General features: G+C 44.7%; 13 protein-coding genes, 1 tRNA gene, 1 other RNA gene and 1 pseudogene. 9 read left to right on the forward strand and 7 right to left on the reverse strand.

Translation table 11 applies throughout. The features are described 5' to 3' along the window. Positions 1-34: 34 nt before the first annotated feature. The 4 genes from RDO37_RS06500 (at position 35) to RDO37_RS06515 (ending at position 4,278) form a co-directional block, all read left to right on the forward strand. On the forward strand, positions 35-1,000 hold the full coding sequence (locus RDO37_RS06500; protein WP_308498505.1) for a flagellin: 966 nt from the start codon (positions 35-37) through the stop codon (positions 998-1,000). A gap of 18 nt (positions 1,001-1,018) precedes the next feature. Beyond that, on the forward strand, positions 1,019-2,002 hold the full coding sequence (locus tag RDO37_RS06505; protein WP_308498506.1) for a flagellin: 984 nt from the start codon (positions 1,019-1,021) through the stop codon (positions 2,000-2,002). A 317-nt stretch (positions 2,003-2,319) separates the two neighbouring features. Further along, complete coding sequence (locus tag RDO37_RS06510) at positions 2,320-2,895, forward strand: hypothetical protein (protein ID WP_308498507.1); 576 nt, start codon at positions 2,320-2,322, stop codon at positions 2,893-2,895. 705 nt (positions 2,896-3,600) lie between these two features. After that, positions 3,601-4,278 (forward strand): hypothetical protein, encoded by a 678-nt coding sequence (locus tag RDO37_RS06515; protein WP_308498508.1) that lies wholly within the window; start codon positions 3,601-3,603, stop codon positions 4,276-4,278. Positions 4,279-4,429: 151 nt separating this feature from the next. Here the strand turns inward: RDO37_RS06515 and RDO37_RS06520 are convergent, their stop codons facing one another. The 3 genes from RDO37_RS06520 to RDO37_RS06530 all read right to left on the reverse strand — a co-directional run bounded on the left by RDO37_RS06520 (position 4,430) and on the right by RDO37_RS06530 (position 12,738). Then, a complete protein-coding gene (locus RDO37_RS06520; RefSeq protein ID WP_308498509.1) occupies positions 4,430-9,112 on the reverse strand; it encodes a hypothetical protein in 4,683 nt (1,560 codons plus the stop codon). Between the two features lie 297 nt (positions 9,113-9,409). Continuing rightward, positions 9,410-10,699 (reverse strand): DUF3322 domain-containing protein, encoded by a 1,290-nt coding sequence (locus RDO37_RS06525; protein ID WP_027940410.1) that lies wholly within the window; start codon positions 10,697-10,699, stop codon positions 9,410-9,412. Positions 10,700-12,015: 1,316 nt separating this feature from the next. Then, positions 12,016-12,738 (reverse strand): DUF6198 family protein, encoded by a 723-nt coding sequence (locus RDO37_RS06530; protein WP_308498510.1) that lies wholly within the window; start codon positions 12,736-12,738, stop codon positions 12,016-12,018. 925 nt (positions 12,739-13,663) lie between these two features. Here RDO37_RS06530 and RDO37_RS06535 point away from each other — a divergent pair. Further along, positions 13,664-13,754, forward strand: a tRNA-Ser gene (locus RDO37_RS06535). Between the two features lie 681 nt (positions 13,755-14,435). Here the strand turns inward: RDO37_RS06535 and RDO37_RS06540 are convergent. Further along, the gene (locus tag RDO37_RS06540) at positions 14,436-15,830 is read right to left on the reverse strand and encodes a sodium-dependent transporter (protein WP_308498511.1); all 1,395 of its coding nucleotides are present in this window, start codon (positions 15,828-15,830) and stop codon (positions 14,436-14,438) included. Positions 15,831-16,777: 947 nt separating this feature from the next. Between RDO37_RS06540 and RDO37_RS06545 the strand changes: the two genes are divergently transcribed. Together RDO37_RS06545 and RDO37_RS06550 are read left to right on the forward strand one after the other, a co-directional pair. Beyond that, on the forward strand, positions 16,778-17,308 hold the full coding sequence (locus RDO37_RS06545) for a hypothetical protein (protein ID WP_308498512.1): 531 nt from the start codon (positions 16,778-16,780) through the stop codon (positions 17,306-17,308). A gap of 530 nt (positions 17,309-17,838) precedes the next feature. Next, positions 17,839-18,318, forward strand: coding sequence for a (deoxy)nucleoside triphosphate pyrophosphohydrolase (locus RDO37_RS06550; RefSeq protein ID WP_308498513.1), 480 nt, complete (start codon positions 17,839-17,841; stop codon positions 18,316-18,318). Positions 18,319-18,711: 393 nt separating this feature from the next. Here RDO37_RS06550 and RDO37_RS06555 read toward each other — a convergent pair whose 3' ends face one another. Further along, on the reverse strand, positions 18,712-19,509 hold the full coding sequence (locus RDO37_RS06555; protein ID WP_308498514.1) for a hypothetical protein: 798 nt from the start codon (positions 19,507-19,509) through the stop codon (positions 18,712-18,714). 344 nt (positions 19,510-19,853) lie between these two features. Between RDO37_RS06555 and ssrS the strand changes: the two genes are divergently transcribed. After that, positions 19,854-20,032, forward strand: a non-coding RNA gene (ssrS, locus tag RDO37_RS06560) — 6S RNA. A gap of 1,255 nt (positions 20,033-21,287) precedes the next feature. Further along, entirely contained in the window at positions 21,288-22,289 is a 1,002-nt protein-coding gene (locus RDO37_RS06565) for an SLAC1 anion channel family protein (protein WP_308498515.1), read from the forward strand. Positions 22,290-23,049: 760 nt separating this feature from the next. Here the strand turns inward: RDO37_RS06565 and RDO37_RS06570 are convergent. Continuing rightward, positions 23,050-24,054: a GGGtGRT protein gene (locus tag RDO37_RS06570; protein WP_027939775.1), complete on the reverse strand. Its 1,005-nt coding sequence runs from the start codon at positions 24,052-24,054 to the stop codon at positions 23,050-23,052. A 15-nt stretch (positions 24,055-24,069) separates the two neighbouring features. Further along, positions 24,070-24,435: pseudogene (locus RDO37_RS06575) on the reverse strand (hypothetical protein); the annotation flags it as partial.

The following is a 24,435-nucleotide window of genomic DNA, read 5'->3' on the forward strand; positions in this document are numbered from 1 at the left end:
GAGCCTCTTAGGCTAATCTGAGGAGTACATCAAAATGGCAGTATATGTTAATACAAATTACTCAGCTCTTCAGGGCCAGCGCTACCTCGGTAATGTACAGAACTCCTTAACAACTACGTATCAGCGCTTATCATCAGGCCTTCGTATCAATAGCGCAAAAGATGACGCTGCAGGTCTACAGATCGCTGATCGCTTAACAGCACAGATAAATGGTTTAAATCAGGGAAATCGTAACGCATCTGACGGTATTGCCCTAGCTCAGACCATGGAAGCAGGCATGGACGAGATCTCAGGCATGCTCCAGAAGATCCGTACCCTGACTGTTCAGGCATCTAACGGCACCAACACTCTTGAAGACCGCCGTGCTTTATCAAAAGAAGTTGCATCTCTCGCTACCGAAGTAAATCGTATTGCTACCCAGACAACCTTTGCTGGAAAGACCATCCTTAACGGTAAAGGCGACAATGCCTTATTTGGTAAAGACGCTCAAACTAATGGTGCAGCCGGTCAAGCTGGTGCAGATGGCAGTGTCACACTACAAGTTGGCAGCAATAAGGGCGATACTATCACTTTCAACGCCACCTCAGTGATGTTCTCAAAGCTTGCAGATGCTGGTGATTTAGTTAAAGCTGCAAATGATAAAAAGGCTTTTGGCACTGACAAAACCACAGGTGCTATTACCGTATTGTTCAGTGTTGTAAAAACTGACAATGGTAATGAGTCCTTTGGTGCCATCATTGATCTTATGGATAAGGCTATTGCAAAGGTTGACGGCATGCGTGCCGACCTTGGCGCAATCCAAAACCGTTTAGAATCAAGCATCCGTAACCAGTCTAACGTTGCTGCTAATGAGGCAGATGCTCGTAGCCGTATTCGTGATGCTGATTTCGCTGAAGAATCTGCAAACCTGTCACAACAGTCCATCATTCAGCAGGCAGCTGCTTCTATGCTGATGCAGGCTAACACCCGTCCACAGCTCGGTCTGAGCCTCTTAGGCTAATCTGAGGAGTACAACAAAATGGCAGTATACGTTAATACAAATTACTCAGCTCTTCAGGGCCAGCGCTACTTAGGCAACGTACAGAACTCCTTAACTACTACGTATCAGCGCTTATCATCAGGCCTTCGTATCAATAGCGCCAAAGACGACGCTGCAGGCCTCCAGATTGCTGACCGTCTGACATCCCAGATTAATGGTCTCAACCAAGGTAACCGCAACGCTGCTGATGGTATTGCATTAGCTCAGACTATTGAAGCTGGCATGGATGAGATCTCAGGCATGCTCCAGAAGATGCGTACTTTAACTGTACAAGCAGCAAACGGCACTAACACAGCGCAAGATCGTGCTGCTTTATCAAAGGAAGTTGCTTCATTAGCCACTGAAGTTAACCGTATTGCCACTCAGACTACCTTTGCTGGTAAGAAGGTTCTCAATGGCAAAGGCACAGACTCTATCTTCGGTGCAGCTGGTGGTGCAGGTCCAGGTGCTGGTGGTGGTAACAACGGTACAGCAGGTAAAGCCGGTGATACTGGCACAATGACTTTACAAGTCGGTTCCAATAAGGGCGACGTGATCTCCTTTGATGTTGAGTCTGTAATGTTCTCTAAGCTCACTGGAACAGTTAATGACCTGATTGGCAATGGTAAAGTTTTCTCAACCAACGATACAACTGGCGCTATTTCTGTACAGTTAACAAGAGCAACTACTGGTGTTGGTAACGACTCTTTTGGCGCTATTATTCAGTTATTTGACAGTGCTATCTCTAAGGTAGATGGCATGCGTGCTGGGTTAGGTGCGATCCAGAACAGACTTGAGTCATCTATCCGCAACCAGTCTAATGTTGCAGCTAACGAAGCTGATGCACGCTCACGTATTCGTGATGCTGACTTTGCTGAAGAGTCTGCTAATCTGTCACAGCAGTCCATCATTCAGCAGGCTGCAGCTTCCATGCTGATGCAGGCTAATACCCGCCCACAGCTGGGCTTAAGCCTCTTAGGCTAATGATTGTGCGCGGTTAGCGTTTTTCCTATTTGTTTTTTTTTAAGGCAGCCTAGAGGCTGCCTTTTTTTCTTTTGATGGGTCATGTTGATAAGCTGAGAGTGTAAATGCGGACAGGGTATTATTTTCATTTAGCCATAATTTATACTTTTTAGTCTGTTTCTGATAAAATCTGAGGCAATTTAGATAATGCCTGTATGCATAAGTGTCTTAGTTAGTGTTGCTTATAAGCTTTGCAATAGAGTTTGTAATTAAAATAATCCTGATGCGCTCTAACTTTAAGCACGATACTAATCGTCTTACGATAGAGAAGATTTGGCGTGACTCCAAAAGAACTTGAAAAGATCATAAAACTTAGAAAGAACTTTATGAGATCTGAAGAGATCCTTGCTGTAATGAAAATCGCTCCATCATCTCTTGATCGTGTTATTCAATTTCTTGGCTATCATGGAGAGTATGAATTACGTCGTTGCGGTGGTCTTGTTGACCACTCATTGCCGCTTGACGACGATCGCTATGCCTCCATTGCAGAATATGCTGTAGCCCATGACTGGAGTGCAGATAAGGCTGCTATTATTTTCAAGGTCAACCGTAATCATCTACGTCTGTTTATTAACAGAAGAAAGAACGCTGGTGAGCCAATTCATGACCATATGGCTGAACTTCCGCCAAAGGTTTCTTTAAATCGTGAGTATGATCCGTGTCGTCGTGGCTTTAGACGTGCTGTAGTCTTAAGCTTAAATCCAGGCCCTGAACTCCCTGCTCCTAGTCTCCAGGCTCGCAAAGGCGTAAAGTCTAAGTTACTCACTGCCAAGCCTAAGCGTGAGCCACTTGGACCGAAGGATGGCCTGAAAATTAAAAATGTCCCAAAGCTCTCTTTGGATCTCGAAAAATAAGCTCTTCCTATTTTCTCAGCCACTGTACAAGCTGCAGTGGTATTGCCCTATTCTCTTATTAGGCTAGTCTCTCTTTAGCCTCAGAGCTATTGTGCTAGTCATTGAAGCTTTGCTTTATGCATCTTGTTTGCATTCATCTATTCAATAGCAGCCCTCAATCTTTTTTCATGAGGCATGACGGTTTCGTTAACATAATTACCTTTTGCACCTTTGTTTCTTGTATTGCACGCGCCAGTTCTTTTTGCGCAAGAGATTTACCTCAAAGTTGTGACCTACATTTCATTACACAGCCTAACTAGGTCACTTGCTTGTATGACCTTATGTTTTAGACTGATCTGCTGTGCTATGGTATTTAGCGTTGGTGCAAAAGACGGCTTGCATTTGGTGCAAGTATTTGTGGATAAGCCTTTTGTTGCAGCAACTAAGATTGCTTACCTTTAGTTGGCTGTTTAGTTGCTGACAAAAATGCTGTGTTCTTGTGTACCGACTTAAGCTCAATCATAGTGAGGCTAAAGCCTCTTATTTTGGTATGTCTATGCTTGTCTAGAGCATCAGAAAGATGCTTACTACTCTTATCTTTTAAGAGCCCAAGCAGCCCTTCTTAGTGACACGTACAAGCGGACATCTCGATATCATGCTTAAGGCCATGGTATCGCTAGAGTTGTTGTATATTTAGATTGAGCGATGTGCTGTGAAGGAACGATTATGAGGCTAAGGGATTATCAGGTGTACCATGCTACGTTTGAGCCTTGTATTGTGCAAGGCAATAGCGAAGGCTTTAAAGCAGTAATCCATACTGTAGATATGGACATCATTACCTACGGTGTAGATTTTGATAATACTGTTAAGATGTCTCAAGCTGTAGTAACAGATATGGCCCACGCTATGTCTTTTGAAGAGATGATACCTGCAGCCTTGCCAGTCTCAAAAGTTAATGTCCCTGACTCCTTCATGCATGGCACTAAAGCTGACGAAAACAAAGCTAGCTCTCAATTGCTCTACTGTTCAGCCGACATTAATCAACACCTCAAAGATCTCTTTAAAAACTCAGATACTCCTAGTGTTACTTACAATCTAGCTGATCCATCCTATGTTAGTGTGCTTGGTCATAGTGATGATTGTTCTACTAAAGCTCCTACCATCACTGTTCCAATTGAGCTACCTCTAGAAACAGCCTATAAAATTGTCATTGCAAACGAGATCATGCAGCACAGCATTGATTTTAGTAAGCTCTCTAAACAGCTAGGCTGGCGCAAAGCTGATCTTGAGAACAAGCTCGATTTCTACACCGACACAAACATCTTTGACTTAAAACTCATTGCCTCTAATCTTAATCTTGAAATTGATGAGGACGATGGAATGCAAAATCTTAAGGCCATTTAGCAAGCTAAGCTTGCTCGTGTGAGCAGGTTTGGCTTTTGCTCGGTCTTTTGTTTTGGCAATGGCCATCTGTGGATGCATTTGCTCGTGCAGCAGCCATTAAAAAAGGCGCTCTTTGTGGGAGCGCCTTTTTCAATGGAATCAAACTTAGTCTCTAACGTCTTTTACGTGAGTTGCGATTCCTATTTTTGCGATTGCCTTTGATGACTTGCTTGGTATCTACAATATCGTAGTCCTTGCTAGCACCTTGAGATAAGGCTGACATGACAACGTCTTCTGAAGCGATTGGACCATCAGATACCTTACCTAAATCAACCACCTTATCAATAGCCTCATCAGATGAGGTTAAGTCGGTATCAGCGCTAACACCCTCAAGCAGATTATGCTCAGGTACTGCTGCAGCACTATCAACAGCGCTACCACTTAAAGCCTCAGCACTCTCATTTCTTAAAACATCTGAGTTATTAGCCTCTGCCTGGGCATGTAATGCCTCACGCACAGCAGCGCTAGCAGCCTTAACAGGATCATCGAAATCTTCAGTAGCTTGAGCTTTAGCTGCTACGTATGGAACTTCTTCATCCTGCTGGTAAACAATAGTGCTTACCTTGCTCTCTTCTGCCTTGCTTTCTTCAACTTGTGCCTCAGCAGCCTGTGGCTCTACATTGGTCTCAGTAGCGTTCTGAGCTGGTGTTACAACAGCGCCGGCACTTTGCTCACTTGCATCAGCAACCTCAGCTGTTTCTTCGCTCTTAGGCTCAGAATCATGCATGTCTTGCTCTGCAACGTTCTTATTGTGCTTGTTATGACGCTTAACCTTAATCTCAAGATTTGAATCATCAGTTACGATGGACTCAACTGCAACCTCAACATTCTGCTCTTGAGCTGCAGTCTCGATCTTTTCTTGAGCTGGCTCAGTCTTTTGCTCTGGGGCCGTCTCAAGCTTGGTATCAGCTACTGTCTCTGCCTTTGGCTCTACTTGTGACTCAGTCTTCTGCTCAGCCTTAGGCTCATCCTTCTGTTCTACCTTTGGCTCTGGCTGTGACTCAGTCTTCTGCTCAGCCTTAGGCTCAGCTTTCTGCTCGGCCTTTGGCTCTTCCTTTACAGGAGCTACAGTCTCTTGAGCCTTGACAGGTTCTACAGCTGCTGGTGCTACCTGCTCTTTAGCTACCTTGGCCTCTGGGGCTGGGGCAGTTGCTGCAGGAGCTGCTGGTGCAACTGCGACTGAGGCAGTTGCTGCAGGAGCTGCTGATGGTTCTGCGGCTACCTGGGTTGCAGGAGCTTGAGCGCTTGCTGACTGCTCTGCTGCCTGGGCTGGTACTTGAGCGTCTGCTGGCTCTGTGACCTTGGCTACCTTGCGGTGCTTTGGCTCGGCATGAATCTGAATTGGTACCTTAGCGTAATCAGGAATGTGCTCTTCGCCAGTGTTGACGTTTTCTTGACCTGATTTAGGCAGAATTAAGGAGGTTTCGGCAAAGCCGTAGTTCTTACCTGCGCGTGCCTCGGTAACCTCACTATCAGCCTCGATCATGGCATAAGCGTTAGCTGATGCCTGAGCTGCGGCTAAAGCTTGAGCTGCAGTTAACTCAATCTTGTGCATAAAATCATGCACGGAGATGATAGTGGTTGGAACCTCTTCTTGTTGCTTCTTAGCCTCTTCCTCGCGCTTTTTAGCCTCTAAGTCTTCAGTAAGCTTAGTAGAACGTGCAAAGTTCTGCTTTAAGCGCTGAGATGAGGTAACAATACGAGTGGAGGTATTGCCTACTAGGAGCTCGTTCTCAAGCAAGTCACTATCTACAGCATTGTCTTGAGATTGTGCCTTGTTCTCATCTTGAGCATTGTTAGCACTTGGCTTAGCTTTTAAAAACTCAGCTGGAGTGTTGCCAATTACGGAGCCCTTGAACTCTTGCTCTGAGAAGATGGTGCCGTGAGCTGCAGCTAAATTACCCTCTAAGCTTGGGGTAAAGGCTGCGGCCTTTGAACGTACGATACGAACTGCGTCAGTCGGTAACTTACGCTCTGGTGCCTCGTGCACTACACCAACAATGCGAGTTGGACCAGCAGACTGCTCTGCAGATGCTTTCTGTTGTTTCTGAGCGTACTTAACCTCATACGAAGCGTCACGCACAATAGCGGTAACCACTTCACGAGCACTCTTAGTCTCCTGAGCATTGTCTGCCTGAGACTTATCAGCATCTGCAGCGCCATCATCGCCATGCTCAGCGCTTTGTGCATCTTGAGCAGCATCATCTGATGCTTGAGCTTGAGAGTCTTGGCTATCTGATGAGTGAGACTCGGAATCTTGTGCCAAAGATTTGTCTGACTCTTGCTCGTTTGATGCGTGATCTTGTGCTTGAGTCTCCTCTGAGGCGCTTGCAAGCTCTTCAGAGAGCTCTTCAAGCTTGTCCTCTTCAAAAGCTTCAGCGGCAGCCTCAGCCTCAAGCGATTCAGACTTTTGTACCTGAGCAGTCTTTAAAGGCACTACAGGCTTGTTGGACTCAATACCAACAATGGTCTTATTGCCAGATGCGGTGACAAATACTGTGGCCTCATCTTGGACTACAGCTGTCTTAGATCTAACAATCAGCGTGGACTGGCTTTGAGCAGGAATACGCTCGTAGGTATTAACAGCTCTTTGAATAAGCTGATCGCCTACAGCTGACGCATCTCTAAGATCGTTAGTGTCGCTAGTCTTAAAGGCACCATTGCTACGTGATGCAGGAGATGAAAAGCCGTAATCGTTTTGCACGGCATAGCCTGCAATATCACGCATGGATTGTTTTTTATTAATGTTCTTCCTTAAGACTGAGCCAGCACTACGATGAGCGTCGTACTCATGGGTTAAGGCACCAAATCCTGTATTAGACATCAGGCCATAAGACTCATTGACTTGCTTAGCAGCTTCAATCTGAGTCTGTTCATATGGGTTTACAGCCGAAATGTACTGACCAGATTGTGGAGCTTGTATAGCTGCAGCTGGACCAAAACTTACGGCATTGAGCTTGGTATTGGCTCTTGGGGCCTGTCGTCCGATTTGCGGGGAGACCGCTGAACGTGAATTGGAACGTGACATTCTGTTTGTATATGAGTAAGCGGCATCGTTCTGAGCATCGCCTTGAGCGTCATCATCTTGAGTGGATGCATGTGTATCCATGATGCTTGGCGCTACATAGGAGCCTTGCATATGAGCAGCTCGCTGAGCAGCATATGCTTTACGGCCAGTGGTTGCTGAGGTGATTGCCGAGAATGAATTTACGTCAAAGTCCTTCTCACTATGACTTTGTACGGCGTCTTCGCGCTTAGCACTCTGATCTTGTTCAGAAGTATTAGGCGCTGCATATGACTCTTGCTCGTCACTAGAATTAGCTAAAGCAGAGTTTGAGACAGCATCCATCTTCGTAATAATGGTTGAAGATGACTGTCTAGTGTATAACTCATTACCAATGTAACGAGCTTGGTTATTCACACTGGAATTCGGAGAAGATACGCTTATGTGTGTTGCAGAGCTAAACTGCTTAGATAGCTCATCTTCATTGTATTTATCAGGTACGTAAGCTCTCTCATGATCGCTAGCAACTGAACTCTGTGCTGCACTTGCATGTGCTTGAGGGTTAGCTGCAGTTTGTGATTGAGCGAGGTCTGCTGCTTGTGCTTGAGCATTAACTGCAGCTTGTGCATTTGCTTGAGCCTGGGCTTGGGCTTGGGCTTGGGCTTGGGCTTGGGCTTTTGGAGTATAACCTACCTGAATTTGTACTTTAGTGGCGCTGCTTGCTTGACTAAATGGCCCATCTTGCAAGGATGCGCTGGTATAACGATAGCTTTGTGTAGGACGCTGCATAGCTTTTGGCAGCTGGTCATTACTCATAGCAGCGTGATTATTGCTGCTGTCATTAAGCTGTGAGTGCGATGCGCTATCGTGTGGCTTAGCACTATAGTCAGCGGCGCTGTGTGCTGTGCCGTGTGCTGCTGCGGTGGAGTGAACTGCAGCCGTGCCAGCGCTGGCTGCGTTTGCGGCTCTGGTGTTAGCTTCGGAGAGCTGTGCGGCGGCACTTTTAATTTGCGCGGCTCTTTGGTTTCGCTCCATGAGCTGCGGCGTAATGAAATCTTTAAATGCAGGATCTTGACGTACCTGCATGCTATCAAGCTCATCGAGGGCGGCTTGTGAGGCCAGACGATCGTGAGTTTTACCAAGTTCACTACCAAATTGCTCTTGGTAATCAACTGGCACATGGTGTGAGCCTAATAAACTGTTTTTAGCTCTTAGGCCGATTTGATTGTAGTCATCTAAGCCCTGAGAGCGATTATCGTAAGTTGAGCTTGAGGTACGATTGTGTGCACCTGTAAGTGACTTAGCTTGTGATGAGGCCAGATTACCTTGCGTATGGCCATTAGTACTAGGTGCTACTTCACCTTGAGAGACGATACCTGCAGCTGGGGCTACGCTATTGTCATTAGCACTTGTGTTTAAATGACCTGCTCCACGCGTTAAGGTTGGATTTAAAGTGGACTCAAAAGAAGCGCTTGAACCTTGGTCTGAAGGTGTCTGATTAGAGCTAACACTAGCCTTAGCACTATGAAAGTCACTTTTGCGTGAAGAGTATTTATTTGGCTTAACGTCGTTGTAGCCTTGCAAAGCAACACGCAAAGCATTGACGTTTACACCGTTAACTCCATCACCAAAGATATCAATTTTCTTTTGTGCTACTGGCTCTTGAGCATTAACTATCTGAGACAGTCGCTCAAGCGATGCCTTATCCATTACCTCATCTTCTTGACCATAAGCATAATCACTAATAGCCCTGTTGATAAGATTTTGGAGCTTATCATCGTTGGTTGCCATAATTCGCCATCCTTAGCTGCAACCAAGCAGCAATGACAGATCTCGAGCGAACTTGTACTCAAGATCCACTCTCATTTTGGTAAATGAGTTAGCCGTCTAAAGGCTGCACATCTTGGCCCAAGGAGGAAAAAAAGCAGGATATTTAAAAACGAACAAAGGAGCAAAAGCTCCTTAATACAATGCAACACCTGCCACTAATATGGTTTTAGCTGCGGCCCTTGCTATGCCTATGCACTTTTGTACATGAGCATACTTAAGACCGCAGCTTGGATTATTTAGCTAATCCAAGATTAAGGCTTACTGGCCTGATGCTGCAGCATCATTTGCTGGGGTTGGCTTGGCAGCATTGTTTTGATAGTTGTTACCAACATTGCTATAAAGCTCAGCCTCACGAGCTAAAGATGCAGCCTGCTCATCGTCAGCGCCTAATGCAGTAGCGATTAAAGCTAATGGCAGACGCTCTAAGTCTAGGCGTACGTGATCGCCATAAACGCCATCGATTAAGCAGCCGTATAAATGAGACTCAGCCTGATTTAAAGCAACTGGTGCGCTATCAAAGCCTGATACGTCATCATTAGTCCACAGATCCTGGTTGGACAGTAAGGTCTGCTCATCCATGAGAACGCTCTCGATGTTAGGCAGGTACAGACGTAAGTTGTGCAGTACTGCAAAGGAGCGTAAATCTACAGAGCCTAAGTATTGGCAGTGAGCTTGAGCAACCCAGTTGATACGGCAAGTCTCGCGTACGTGATGGAATGGAGTGATGATACCAATGGTGCCCTTGATATCTGGAAGAGCAACTGCAGTTGGTAAGTTATCCATGAACACAATACGCTCAGGGCGTAAGTTGAGCTCGTTTAACTCGCTGATAGATGCAGCTACGATCTTTAAGCCGCCAACCTTGGCGCGTAACTCTGCGTCAAAGATTACTAAGCGAATTAATGCTGGAGGTGGTACTAAACCAAGCTGCAGCAGATCCTTACGATAAGGATTGAGCTCTAAATAGTCGCGCAGGAAGTCTAAAAGGAGCGGAGTGTGGATCTCAAACCAACGGGTATCAATACCACGAATTGGGATCTGACGAGTTAACAGGCGGCTGTTGCGGTTTTCGCAGAACCACTTGCATACTGCAACCATACGCTCAAAGTCGATCCAAGCGAGGTTAGCAAGTGATGAGATCACGTTCAGAGCGCTATCGATGAGCTCTGGCATCTCATGAGCGATCAGATCTAAGCAACGAACTGAGGAGTGGTACTCAACTAAGTGACCAGCCCAAGTTGCAAGCTCTTCTGGAGTGTCGAAAACTAAGTGAATTGGTACCTTAACAGTGCCAATATCTGGATAGGTCTTATCGATAAACTCGATGTGACCAGCAGGAAGCGGTGCGCTCCACTCTTTGCAGAAGCTTAAGAAAGCATCTTTGCTCTCAAGAACATCCTCGTCCTTTGTAGGAGCACCGAGATAGAGGTGAGTTGGGAAGTCCTCAGGCACATCACGCTTATCTTTAACGTGACTTGCCAACCAGCTGATAACTTTGGCGCGATAGTAGTTATTGATCTCGCTGCGGATGATACTACGGTTCTTCACTATACGTTCCTGTTGTTAATACCTGTGCCCAAGACATCTTGCAACCTCTGCATGATCTCTAGCATTAAAAGATATATTCCAAAACGTCACACTGTTCTGACGCCATGGCACTTTCTAAAAGTCTAGATCTCTACAAGGAGATGCCATTTTTTAAAAACAAGACCTCTAAGAGCACGTGCGCAAAGCACTCGAAAAAGCCTTACTTACCGCATTTGAGCAGTATAGTTCATGCTACGTGCAGGCTATTAGCCTTGAGGTTGTCAAGCACGGCTCGCGGCACAGGTGATTACGACTGTCCAGGCGAGCCTCGCCATTAAACTCTAATTATAGCATAGCACCCTTAGTACATACGGAACAGCGACAGAAATCCGTACCCATGCCACAAAAATATTTTCCAAGCGCCCAAGATCATGCACCTTATACCATCAGATCTTGTCACACGACTTGTCATTTACAAAAGATCGCGCATAACAAAGCTGCATTTTCACAAGCAGTAACCCACAAATATACACAGCAAGATCAAAGCAACAGTTAAAACTCCAACTGCTCCCCATGCAAAGATGCTTACCACTCTAGATCAGAGAGTAGAAATCCTATTCACACTCTACGATCGCTAAGAGCGGCAGTAGTTCAACAAGCCGATACTAAGACCGCTTCAGCATAGTAGTACGGATGGCTTACCTTCATGCAGAATGTCACTGCGGCCTGTCGTTTCTGAGAATTAATTATTACCCATCGTTCCTTTCTCAAGCAGACTAACTTAAGTAAGAAGCCTCTAAAAGATCATGGCTTTTACTCAAAAGATGAGTGCCAGATGCTTTAGATTAGTGTGTCTTGCAAATGAGATTTAGGCATAGACTTAGCGCCTTGATCTTTGAGCTTTGATGGCACGTGCTGCGTGTTCAATAAAGTCTCAACATCAGCTAAACGATCACCTGTAAGAAATGAGCTCTAAAAAGCTCATTAACGGCCTTGTGCTTTATTGGTATATCTGAAGTGCAAAGATGTTATTGCAAGGCAAAAATCCATTGCTGAAGCTGCTGCTTAGTATGCATGCTTTAGACAATGCGCTTTGATCTTGTGGCAGTTTTGTGGGGATTGAAATTTGGTCAGGTCGTGAAAGGCTTATGCATTAGAGCAGTGACGTTAGGCAGGATTGGTGCTACGGATGCTTGTTGGTCACGCCCTGCCTTTTGAAAGCGAGGTTGCGCTCATCAAGAGCTGGTGCTGATGCGCTGGCCTGGCCTGAAGAGGATTGTATCTTCTGATATGGCAGGACGTGACGGGGATTTGGATGTCTACTGAATAATGCTCGGTTAGCTTTCCTCAGAGACGCTTGCCACGGAGGTGCTTGTGGCGGTTGATGGTTGGCTCTTTGCGATCCAGTTTTCAACAAACTTAAAGTATGGGCTTAAGAGAGTTACACATGGGCCCACGATGATAGTGCCTATGATGGTACCTTCACGAATACCAATGATCTCAGAAAAGCCTGAGCATATAAGTGAGATGATAGCTGCTGCGACCACAAAGGCGATATCAAAGACTAGCTTGACACGGCCCAAGTTGAAGTTAAAGCGCTTGGCAAGCACGATTACAAAAGCATCACAGGCAATCTTGGCTACGTCAGCGATGGCTTGCAAGATGATGTTTATGGCAGTGATGACTGAGCCTAAGATGAAAATGGCAAGACAGACAATGTAACCAAAATCACTCGGATTAAAGTCTTGCATGACCCACATGAAGAAATCAACAAAGAGGCCAAAGGCAAATAAAGCCGGAATCTGTAGCATCATATTGACGAACTGCGCTTTTCGTTCTTCTTTGCTCATCAATGGTGGCTGCAGTACGAGACTGAGAACATTAAAGACAATCAACATCACGCCCATGGTCACCGGGAAGTACACTGAGATTACATAGGCGGTGCTAGCAAGAGAACTAATTCCTACTTCTGCCTTAGTAGTTAAGGCAACACCAAAGCCAGCAAGAGATAAAGCGATGAACAAGACAAAATAGCGTCTAACGAGTTGATTTGCTTTCATACAAAAGTAGCCATAAGCAGCAATCATTGACTAGCTCAGCAAGAGCTGTCGTCGTATAACAATGACTAGTACAAAGTTGAACTGAACTTGAAATATTGACAACTTGTATACTAGGATCCACACAATATGTTTTGTATTCTACTCAAAGCCACTAGTCTCGATTCATCAAGATCAAACTTTTCCTCAAATATGAGATATTGATGGCATTTCTAGATACAAGCTATTGCACATATAAAGAGATTTCATCTCATTCACACTTTAGCTTAAGCGCCGCATTCCGTAAAGAAAAACTGGTATAAGTTTCAGCCAACCACCAGCAATCTAAATCCTAATTGCCTAGCGCCACACTCAGACGTGCATAGCTTCCAAGCACTGCAGCTCAGCACTTTAACTGCAGCTAAGCCCTTAACTGCATCTTGCATAATATGCGTGCTCTACTGCCCTTTTGCATAGGCACAGCCAATATTGCCATGTTCTCATTGCCCATCTGTAAAACTCATCAAGACAACAGTTTCTTCTCTTTAGTTATGCATTTTGCCCAGCCACAAGATATTGCATATGCTGCTGTGTCACGTGAATTAGTAAGTCAACGTCACTTGCTGTGATTGTTTACCACAAGCCTCCTCCCTTTAGTTTTAAGCTTTAATGTCTGCACTGCACTAATCTATCGCCAAGTAGAGAGGGGTAGTTGAATATTAACTGCTATGGGGTCTTAGCTACTCAATGTAATTGAGTGGCAAATGATGGCTGCAAGTACTTCAAGATCGGGCTTTTGAGTGTATTTAGGCCATCAAAAATCACGAGATCAGGGCCATTTGAAGGTAATTTCGCGCAAATCATTAAAAAAGTGTTGCATGGACGTTAAAAATCTATATAATTAGCACCGTTCACAGCTACAGCGCTTTATGCGCTTGAATGTCTCAGCGGTGAGATGTCCGAGTGGCTGAAGGAGCACGCCTGGAAAGCGTGTATACGGTCATCCCGTATCGGGGGTTCGAATCCCCCTCTCACCGCCATTACGAAAGCAGCATCAGGCTGCTTTTTTCGTTTCTGCGCCACGCAAAATTCCCACTAAGCCTCTAAGGCCCCCTCTTTTTCTTTCGATTTTAGCCTCAAAACCGTTTATTTATCGGATTTATATCTTTGCAGGTGCTATCTCCTAGCTCATAGTCACGACCGCCTTTCTTTAGTCGTGCTGCCTCTTTTCTTGTGCTCATTTGTTCGAGAGTAATTGCTAGAGTTTGCTAAGCGACCTATGGCTTTAGATCGCGGCATTTGGCGGATGTTTTCTGACAAGAGTTACTTGAGCTCATCTAGAGATCATGAGGACGCTTGTCTTTTTGCTCCTCATCGATCAAGCCTGTTTTTCATTGATGGCAGTCTTTTTAATCGGCACGTTGGGCCTCATGACTTAGCTTGGTCTCAGTCGTGCTTTGGTGGGCTGTGTTTACTATGGGTAACAAGCAAAATCAGAGATAACTTTTGGTGTTTTGGCATGATTTGTCTTAGGCTTTTGTCATAGGCTTTTGTCTTAGCTTTTTCTTAGGCTTTGGCTAGGATTAGTGTGCGTTGAAGGTGGCGGGTGTTTTGGTTTTGTGGCTGATAAAACAAAGGGCCGTCTTATTGCTAAGAAAGCCCTTCGTAATGCTGTGCGTATTTAGGTGTTAATACGCAATTGAGTGATGCGATGATCTAATCTAGGCAAATAGTGGTGTAAGCACTGGAATTAAGCCGTAGATAAAGATAGCCACTACGATGAGTGGAATCACGTAGCGCACATAAGTAAACCATGTGGTGAAAACGCTGCCTGAAAGCTTGTGCTGATTGCTAATCTCAGCTAAGGCACTGTCCTTAAGTACCCAGCCAACATATAAAGATGCGCCTAAAGCAGTGATAACGAAGCAGATATTGCCTGAAATGAAATCATAAGTATCAAAGATGGACTTGCCTAAGATGGTGACATCAGCAAGTGGACCTGAGCTTAAGATACATGGGATATTGCCAAAGATGAAGATAGCAAGCAGAGTTACATTGATTGAGCCAGTGTAACGAATGTTGAACTTCTCATAGAGCACTGAGATGATTACTTGGTAAATGGTTACAGAAGTAGTCAGTGCTGCAATCACTAAGAGCATGAAGAACACGATGGCAAAGAAGTTACCAAAGGCCATGTGTGAGAAAGCAATTGGCAGTGTTCTAAATACTAAGCTTGGGCCAGAGTCTGGTGACAGGCCTGAGCTAAAGAGTGATGGGAAAATCATAAAGCCAGCTAACACAGCAATAGCGGTGTTGATAAGACCGGTGATCACTGCAGTCTTAACTAAGTGCTCTTCCTTGTTCAGGTGGCTTGATAAGGTAATCATTACACCGAAGCCTAAGGACAGAGCAAAGAATACCTGACCTAATACGTCTAAAAAGAGCTTGCCTGAGAGCTTAGAGAAATCTGGAGTTAAGTAAAAGCGTACGCCTTCCCATGCGCCATCTAAAGTTAAGTTACGGCCGATCATGATGATAAGGCACACAAATAACAGCGGCATTAAGAACTTAACAGCACGCTCAATACCAGCAATAATGCCCTTTCTTAAAATGAACCAGTTAATGAGAACAAACAGACCAGTGAAGATGGTAATGGTCAGAGGTGAGTTCTCAATTTGATCAGTATAGAAGGCATTAGTTACTTCTTTAGTAACAGGCACTGACAGATCTAAACCACCTTCAATGCCTAAGGCACCCAAGAAGATGTGGTAGACATATGAGATAACCCAGCCACCAATTGGCATGTAGTAAGACAAGATGCCAAAAGAACCGAAGATGCCCAAATAGCCAAAGAACTTCCATGCTTGAGAGTTAGTGGAATTCTTAGTAAAGAAAGCATCTACTGAGTTAGTCTGTGCACGGCGACCAATCACGTTTTCAACTAAGATGATTGGAATACCAACTGAGAGCATCACAAGGATGAACATAAGAACGTATGCGCCACCGCCGTTCTCGCCTACTAAGTATGGAAAGCGCCAAGTTGCACCGAATCCGATAGTAGCACCTGCTACAGTCATGATATAGGTCAAGCGGCTGCTCCAAGTCTGTCTGGCCATGCCGAGTCCTCAAACCGAGTCGATCGCAACCATGCACTTTCTAAGTTGCTAAACTTTTATCTAGTGTAGGCCTTTAAAGAACAGTGCATTAAAACACTGCATTGAGGCCTAAGCTTTAGCTAGCTCTTTTAAATGAGCATCAAGTGCATGCGATCAAAGATGAGTTATAAGTTTTGCCAAGCTTTGGATAACAAAATCTAGCGCTAGCATCCGGCCTTTTAACAAGGTGTTAGCGCTATGTTTTGCTATATGTTCTAAGAGAAACGATGTCCAAACACTGCAGTCAATCTAGATTAACTATCATGGCAAAACATGTGTTATCGCGTTTTGATCTTTGACAAAACCATGTCTCAAAAGAGAGCATGCTTGTATACAAGCACGGGGTAGTCTACGCGACAATGGCACATTCTATCTGATTTAGTGCTGATTTACAAAGCAAACCAAGCAAGCTTTTTTAGCTATCTTTAAGTCTAAATTGTCAGGTGACAATGAAAGATTAATGATGCTTTTGACCATCAATGCCCATGATATGTCCCATGAAAAGGCCACAAATGAGACAATTTATGGCAATAAATGAGATATAAATCAGACAAATGCACCACAAAAGCTCTACCAAAGCAAAGATCACTATGTACTTTTGTCTACTTAAGCTTGCATGAGTGAGAGCTCTATCCTTGTGTATTGTGCTAATTTAGTGTAGTTTTGCTTTACCCAAAGACTTTAGCACTACACTAAGCTTTTAGCTTATGTCTATTTTTTGCCTAAGTTTATGGGTGTAATCTAGATCTAACCATCATCAGTCATTAGCTATCATGTTATGCCCACGCACTTTCTCTAAAAGGCAAGGCATATATGCTTGTTTATGACGATAACTATTAGTGTCTAAGGAGTTTTTTGTGAAAGCTAGATCTCTGCTATTACCAGTCTTATTAGGTTCAACAATTTTCATGACTGCATGTACCAGCACCCCTGAAACTGCTTCTCAAACTCCAGAGACAGTATCAGGCCCTGAAATCTTCTTAGATGCTTCAGCTAATGAGCTCTTTAAGGATGTAAAGAAGGTCTACAAGACTCAGTACTTTGCTCTGGGTATTCCACAGGGCTGGAAGGTATTAACCTTCGCTAACGAGCCTTTAGCCTCTTCTATCTCTGTAGAGAAGGAAGATCACTCAGCTGTAGTAACTATCCGTATAAACAAGGCAGAGTACAAGACTTTACAAGAGACTTGTGTTGCTGCAGGTAAGGCCTTTGAGGCTAACGGCGTTGAGTTTGTCTCCGCTCCAGACATTCAGTACGGCACCTGCCTCATCGATGGCAAGGAAGGCGAAAAGGATGTAGCTTTATGGCTCCGTCAGTACAACGATGACATGAGCGTCTACTCCATCAACTACACTGGCTCATTAGAGACTGTAGCTGAGCTCTTAGGCTACCTCGTCGGTAACGAAAAGCTCATGCAGCTCATGGTTCGCCCACTCTAATAGCCCCATACGCACTGCACATAAAAGGCTTAGCTTAAATACCAAAAGCCTTAGCATGCAGTGTGAAGCATCGAGCCATGCCTAATCTACTAGCGCATGGCCTCAAAAGCCCAGCCTCGTGCTGGGTTTTTAGTATCTGCAGGCAACCACTGCAAGTCCACTGCACCTACACTGCTGCTGCACAGCAGCTGAACTGCAACTACACTGCACTGCAGCTACACTGCCGCCACGAGTTAATGAATAGCTAATTAGTGAACAGACAATTATTGGGTTAAGGAATTGATGCTTTTACGCAGTCGTGCTCATCAAAGCTAACATGCTCAGCAAATGCTTTTGCACTGGTCATGGCACTATGCTGCTAGTAAGCATTTTTACCACTATTCATCTTAGGCATGCGACTAAGGTATACAATTAGCTAAGTTGCAAAGCACTTTTGCACTTTACTTTAGTGCAAGGACAGCTAATACCATAAGAAAACAGTAGATGCTATAAATGCAAGCTACTAAGTTATTCACACTCAGGAATCAAAGATGGCCGATACCAAGAAAAATATTAAAGTCGCAGCAGCTCTGATTACTCATGGCGATAAGTTCCTCATTGCTAAGCGAGCTGTCGGTCGTCATTTAGCAGACTTCTGGGAGTTTCCAGGCGGCAAGATTGAAAAAGGCGAAAGTGCCTCTGAGGCCTGCCGTCGTGAGATCTTAGAAGAGCTCAATTGCCGTGTTAGCGTGGATAGCTACTTCTTAAGCTGCCACCACGAGTATGAAGATCTCACCGTAGATTTAGACCTCTACATTTGCCACTTACTCGATGGCGAAGAGCCACAGCTGTCTGACTCTCACAGTGAGCTGCAGTTTATTACCGCAGAAGAGATGGATAACTTTGGCTTTGCCCCTGCTGATTACGACTTCCTTCCAAAGGTCAAAGACTTTATGAAAGCCGCAGAACGCTGCAATCAGACCTTTGAAAAACTCAAGCAAGAGCAAGCCACTACTACCGAAAGCAAGTAAAGCTAGCAATAGCCCCTGCTCTCACGCACAAACCATTGCAATAGCCACTGACAATCATTAATGGCAAGCACCATAAGCGCTTGCACGGTTAAGCATGCTAAGTGCATCGATTACAGCATCTAAGCTAAATGGTATGGACTAGAAATATTATTGCTGATGTAAGCTTTGCACCGCTTTTTACAAGACCGCCTACTGGCGGTCTTTTGCTATCAGCACTTGCTGCATGATCTAAATGAATGGCTACAATCAAGCTAAGTCTTGTCAGCATGTACTCAAGGTGAGTTTTTGACCCGTTATGCGTGCTTTGATGGCACTATTTTCTCTGCTCTCGCGTGACCGCCTGAATAGCTTGCATGAATAACTTGCCTGTGTAGCATACTTGAATAACAAGTTTTAGGCTGGACGCTTAACGTTGATGCCAAAGCGATACATCAAATAGCTTTTGATATCGCTGCCGAGTCGAAACTTACCGGCATCTTTGAGCACGGCATTTGGATTGCTCTTGAGCTGCAGCCTGAACTCATCATTAAGCGGCTTGCTGATGACTAGATGACATGGCACTAAGAGCAGTACTGGATTTTTAGACATGGCAGTGGCTGCGCTACGAGTGTACTTGCTGCCCTCTTCTTTAGATAACTTAGGATGAGAGAGGATTGCTAAGTCTGAATAGCTAATCAAGCGTGGGTGTGATCTCAAAAAGTTTGTATGCAAGAAATTTTGGATTTTTCCAAGCTGCTCACCAGATAGAACAGTGCAGTCTACTTTTGGGGTAAGTGAACTAAGCTCGCTTAAGGTACGTGCACTCATGGGAGTAAGAGACTTTAGATAGGCATAGTCAACTTGCGCTACGTACTCTTGAGGATCTCTCTTTTCTGCATAAATAGCTGCATAAGGGTGTTGCCCTGGAAAGACATACACGTACTTTTTGAACTGAGGTACCGCGCCAAAGATACGGCCTAAAGCCTCTCTTAATCTTAATGCAGTTTCCATAGCATCAAGATCTTCACAAAAGCTTACATCAGGTACTGGTTGAGGGCGGAGTGCGGCGAGTTTGTCTTTAAAGAGGTCAATATCCTTGGGAGTTATGAGTCCTAAGATGGTATGGCCATGAATGAAGGCAATTAGATCACCAAGCACGGTTGCGAGGGTAAATTGCATCACACTTCCTGTTAATGCATTCGTTAAAGCCATATTGACAGCTCCATATACCTTAACAAGAGACAGATTACCTAAGTGACAACACTACTATCGGACGTCAGGGCAGAAGTCGATGGTCTACAGACTAAATAATATGGTTGTAGACATATAAGACGATTAGCCCGATAGCACACCCTGCATCATGAATACAGTACATAATATGTACTAAGATAGCCTTACAAAAAGCGGAAAGACAAGCTATTTTGCAGCGCATAACAGATCAATCTTATCGCGCAATGGCCCTCAATACAAGGGATTTATTTACCTATAATAAGCCCGTCAATACTTGTATTCAGACGGTGATATGCTATTATGAACTTAGGCTGATGGTGTCTCGAATGAACGCCAGCCTGTATTGCCCTGAGCCGATATTACTAGATTGGGAGATCTTCCTGAGTTCCGATGAGCACGCCTAAACTGTTTAAGTTTACTTAGGCAGTCCCTTGAGAAGCCGAGCGAGCCACAGGTTTCCCACCTTGAACTTCCTGGTTCAAGGAGCTTAATATGGTAACGTCATCTCTTGTACCATCAGTCCTATTCACATCAAGCGTATAGACGCAACAATTAAAGGCCGCCAGGGCCTTTTTTTGTGCCCGTAAGCTGCAGCCGCAGCCAACTCCCCGCACTCAAAATCATCAGCTCTACCTTACTGCCCGATCGCTCCACTACCTACTTTAGAACAGCTCTCATCAGCTACCTCGCCCTCTATTACTCTGAGTTAAGACTGATCAAGGCCACCGATGCGATCTTAGTACTAGCACTGCTTATATGACGCAAGATCTCAGCAATAGCTCTCTTAAAGCTGTTGCTACATTGCACTTGATAAAGAACGTCCTCCATTCCATGCATGGACTGGCGCACTGATGATAGCAGCGCCTCAGTAGCCTAGATTCGATCGCTACATTAACCTCATCTTGCAGTAGTAACTGTCTTTGCTGCAGTATCTTGTTATTAATGCTCTGCTTAGCTTAGGTATGCGCCAATGTGCAGCTTAGAGACTCTCCTTTTTCTAAGGTTCAAGGTATCGGGCTTTGGCTTTGATGTATTCAACGTGCTTTTATTTTGCTGTTAATTGCTATAGAGCAAGAATTGGCAGCGTGGACATAGTGCTGTTTGTACATATTGAATGGGTTGTGAGTGCATCGTGATGGCATCAAGGTGCAACTTTATCAAAATGTTTTGTTGTTGCAAAAGTAAGGTCGTTGCAGCTGAGAAATGCTGATGCAATAAGGATTTTGGGGCGGATAGCGTTGCTTTTTCTCTGTGTTTTTTGGGTCAGTTTTGTCGCTCAAACGCAACTTGCAAATGATATTTGTTTTCATGTCCAATAGAATTAGTTTCCATTGGAAATCTATTTGTTTTACAATGGAAACTAATTTGAAGCCATGAGTGATTTTAGTAAGTTGTTCATTGCTTCGTAGGCAAAGCCTAAATACTACTTTGCTTGACGATATACGAAAAAGGCCGCCACAAGTAAGTTATGAAACTATTGTTGAGGCATTGATTGAAGCTAGACATTGGTTTGGCTGATTGGTGCTTTATATAGTTGATATGCGCCTGTGAAGGTGCTCTTCTTTACTTAGGCGCTCTTTTATGTAGATAAGAGCTGAAAAGATGCTGCTTATGTTTTGGCTGATTCTTTTGCAGTGTTCTTATCTTGTTTGTTTTGTGCAAGTCCCTGCCCATCGAATTGTCTCCATAATGACGGTCACAATCATGCAAGGTCTTACACCTTCACCAATCATTTGCATTTGCATCGAAAAGGTATCGGTATGACTCAAGAGACAATGAAGCCAATGGAGGCTGCTCTCCCTGAATCAAAGCTCAAGCATATGCCTATCAACATGTTTGCTATTGTGATGGGTCTTGCGGGCTTTTCACTCACCTGCCATGCTGTCGTAGGTAATGAAACTCTCGATCTAGTAACTGCCTTGCTCGCCTCTGCAGTCTTTGTGATCTTAACTTTCTTCTATGCCCTTAAGATCATCAAGTATCCTCAGGCAGTAGTGGAGGAGGCTAATCATCCAGTAAAGCTTAGTTTCTTCCCTGCATTCTCAATTAGCTTACTGCTGCTCTCATCAGTATGGCTTAAGTATGACTTTGCAGTTTATCTGTGGCTTGCAGGATGTACTTTACAGCTCATCTTAACCTTGTTTGTGCTGTACTCTTTAGTCCATAAGACCTTTAGCATCAATCACGTCAACCCTGCTTGGTTTATTCCAGTTGCAGGCCCTCTGATTGTGCCAATGGCAGGTACTCAACTTGGCTATGGCTTTATCTCAACCATTGCCTATCCAATTGGCTTTATCTTCTGGATCTTGCTCTTTACCATTTTGCTTTACCGCCTGGTATTCCACGATCCACTGCCACCAAAGTTAGTACCAATGCTGTGCATTATCCTCGCACCACCATCAGTTGCTGCCCTGTCATATCACGCAATTGATCATTACTATGCAGCATCAGGCGCTCACTCAAGCCCAATAGTACTGATGCTCTACGGCATTGCATGGTTTGTATTTGTATTCTTACTTACAAACATTAAGCGCTTTATCAAGGCACCTTTCTTCTTATCAGCATGGGCCTACTCATTCCCTGTAGCAGCCTTTATCTTAGCTACCAAGAAGTTAGTGCCGGAGTTTAGTGCACCAGAATACCTATCAGTGCTGAACTTAATTGACTACACCTTATGGGGTCTGTTTGCCCTGCTCATCACTTACCTTTTCGTCAGAACCTCCATTCTGATTGCAAAGGGCAAAATCTGCGTCCCTGAATAAGGTGCATCATGCATTAAGGCCTAGCCTCTGCCACAAATAAAGGTGACAGCTTTAATACATGTGAAACAGAATACGATTGTAGACAATACAAGGAAAGCTAAAAGGCATCGGAGGAGTCTTCGGTGCCTTTTTTGATCCTAACGACTAAAGTTACATCAATACCATCGTGGCCGCATGGCTATGATCCGGCAGCAAAGGCATGCCCTGTCACGGCTATGATTCTGTCGCGAAAGCATAGCCAGCCAGGCTATGCTGCGATAGCGAAATGTTTGCCTGTTAAGTCTATGTGGCAGATAGCTAATGCATTTGTGATTGTGAAAAGTGCTTTTTATTGCAGTTAGTTTGCTGCAGCTGGACTTTGATTTTTTCTTACATGGTTGCTAATAATTGGTTTTAGTATGCAAGCAAGTTTATTGAAAAGATTAAAGGGCATGGTCGACAGCTTCGATGCATACAAGTCTTGTTTAGCTTACTCAGAGCAAATAGCGCTGTTGCCTTATGGTACCGATGAAGATATGACCGCACTAACAAGAGCAGAGTTAGAGCTTAGACGTGGGCGTTGTTAGGCTTGATGGAGCTGAGTCGTGAGCGTGTAGCAAAGCTTGAGACGGGCTGCAAACTTCGGTCTTTGATAATTGGTGGGAATTTAATTGAGGTGTGTTCTTTTGTTGAGGTTTGTTGAGGCGATAAAAAAGGGCCTTGCGGCCCTTTAGTATTAGAAGATGTATATACATCTCTTTCTTATTTCAATTAGGTATTTTTACTTCTTGTTTAAAGCCTGGTCTACAGCAACAGCGATAGCTACAGTTGCGCCAACCATTGGGTTGTTACCCATACCTAAGAAGCCCATCATCTCAACGTGAGCAGGAACTGATGAAGAACCAGCGAACTGAGCGTCAGAGTGCATACGACCCATGGTGTCGGTCATACCGTATGAAGCAGGACCAGCGGCCATATTGTCTGGGTGTAAGGTACGACCGGTACCGCCACCAGATGCTACTGAGAAGTACTTCTTGCCCTGTTCTACGCACTCTTTCTTGTAAGTGCCTGCTACTGGGTGCTGGAAGCGAGTTGGGTTGGTGGAGTTACCAGTAATGGAAACGTCAACACCCTCATGGTGCATGATTGCTACGCCTTCGCGAACATCGTCAGCACCGAAGCAACGTACGTTAGCACGCTCGCCCTTTGAGTAAGGGATCTCTTTAACGATCTTGAGCTCACCAGTTGCATAGTCAAACTGAGTCTGAACATAGGTAAAGCCGTTGATACGGGAGATAATCTGAGCTGCGTCCTTGCCTAAGCCGTTTAAGATAACGCGCAGTGGGGTGTTACGTGCCTTGTTAGCGTTACGGGCAATACCGATAGCGCCTTCAGCAGCAGCGAAAGACTCGTGACCAGCTAAGAAAGCAAAGCACTTGGTCTCGTCGCGTAATAACATTGCACCTAAGCCACCGTGGCCGATACCAACCTTACGGTCTTCAGCAACGGAACCAGGGATACAGAAAGCCTGCAGACCGATACCGATAGCATCAGCAGCGTCAGCAGCGCTCTTAACCTGCTTCTTTAAAGCGATAGCTGCACCAGCAACATAGGCCCAGCATGCGTTCTCAAAGGCGATTGGCTGAATGCCGCGAACGATCTCGTATGGATCGAAGCCAGCATCCTTACAAATCTTGTGAGCCTCTTCGAGGTTAGCAATACCGTTCTCGTTTAAGGCTGCGTTTACTTTGTCAATACGACGCTCATAACTTTCAAATAAAGCCATTTTTAGTACACCTCATTACTCATGTCTTGGGTCAATGTACTTGGCAGCGTCATCGAACTGACCATAGTGACCTTTAACCTTGGCAATAGCCTCGGAACCCTTGATCTCTGGGTTGGCCTTTAAGGTATCGATTAACTTGCCTAAGTTTACGAACTCGTAGCCAACGATTTCATTGTCTTCGTTTAAAGCTAAACGGGTTACGTAACCCTCGGTCATTTCGAGGTAGCGAGCGCCCTTTGCCTTGGTACCGAACATGGTACCAACCTGGCTGCGCAGAGTCTTACCTAAGTCTTCTAAGGAAGCACCGATTGGAAGACCACCCTCAGAGAAAGCAGTCTGGGTACGACCGTAAACGATCTGTAAGAATATCTCGCGCATAGC

Origin of the sequence: uncultured Anaerobiospirillum sp. (genome assembly GCF_902485895.1) — a bacterium.
GTDB classification, from domain to species: domain Bacteria; phylum Pseudomonadota; class Gammaproteobacteria; order Enterobacterales; family Succinivibrionaceae; genus Anaerobiospirillum; species Anaerobiospirillum succiniciproducens.

Excerpts from the sequence above, each read along its gene's own strand:
- RDO37_RS06500 (WP_308498505.1), top strand. The coding sequence starts at position 35 with ATGGCAGTATATGTTAATACAAATTACTCAGCTCTTCAGGGCCAGCGC.
- RDO37_RS06505 (WP_308498506.1), top strand. The coding sequence starts at position 1,019 with ATGGCAGTATACGTTAATACAAATTACTCAGCTCTTCAGGGCCAGCGC.
- RDO37_RS06515 (WP_308498508.1), top strand. The coding sequence starts at position 3,601 with ATGAGGCTAAGGGATTATCAGGTGTACCATGCTACGTTTGAGCCTTGT.
- RDO37_RS06520 (WP_308498509.1), bottom strand. The coding sequence starts at position 9,112 with ATGGCAACCAACGATGATAAGCTCCAAAATCTTATCAACAGGGCTATT.
- RDO37_RS06530 (WP_308498510.1), bottom strand. The coding sequence starts at position 12,738 with ATGAAAGCAAATCAACTCGTTAGACGCTATTTTGTCTTGTTCATCGCT.
- RDO37_RS06540 (WP_308498511.1), bottom strand. The coding sequence starts at position 15,830 with ATGGCCAGACAGACTTGGAGCAGCCGCTTGACCTATATCATGACTGTA.
- RDO37_RS06545 (WP_308498512.1), top strand. The coding sequence starts at position 16,778 with ATGACTGCATGTACCAGCACCCCTGAAACTGCTTCTCAAACTCCAGAG.
- RDO37_RS06550 (WP_308498513.1), top strand. The coding sequence starts at position 17,839 with ATGGCCGATACCAAGAAAAATATTAAAGTCGCAGCAGCTCTGATTACT.
- RDO37_RS06555 (WP_308498514.1), bottom strand. The coding sequence starts at position 19,509 with ATGGCTTTAACGAATGCATTAACAGGAAGTGTGATGCAATTTACCCTC.
- RDO37_RS06565 (WP_308498515.1), top strand. The coding sequence starts at position 21,288 with ATGACTCAAGAGACAATGAAGCCAATGGAGGCTGCTCTCCCTGAATCA.
- RDO37_RS06570 (WP_027939775.1), bottom strand. The coding sequence starts at position 24,054 with ATGGCTTTATTTGAAAGTTATGAGCGTCGTATTGACAAAGTAAACGCA.